The following is a 290-nucleotide window of genomic DNA, read 5'->3' on the forward strand; positions in this document are numbered from 1 at the left end:
TCTTGAGCACATCGCGGAACTCGACGGCCTTGGCCGCGAACGTGTCCTGCAGAACCGCCATCGCTTTGAGCAGCCCGCGCACCGCGAACACCGTCGCGATCTTGACGGCGGTCGGGTAGACGTCATTGGTCGACTGACCGAGATTGACGTCCTCATTGGGGTGCAGGAAGCCGTACTCGCCCTTGGCGTGGCCCAGCAGCTCCAGCGCCCGGTTCGCCACGACCTCGTTGGCGTTCATGTTGGTCGAGGTGCCGGCACCGCCCTGGACGACGTCCACGACGAACTGGTCG

1 protein-coding gene is annotated in these 290 nt (G+C 65.2%); it reads right to left on the reverse strand.

The features are described from left to right. A partial coding sequence (locus tag OO68_RS41925) for a lyase family protein (RefSeq protein WP_033314766.1) occupies positions 1-290 on the reverse strand: 290 nt, incomplete at both ends.

The sequence above is a fragment of the Streptomyces iakyrus genome, assembly GCF_000717055.1.
In the GTDB taxonomy this organism is placed as follows: domain Bacteria; phylum Actinomycetota; class Actinomycetes; order Streptomycetales; family Streptomycetaceae; genus Streptomyces; species Streptomyces iakyrus.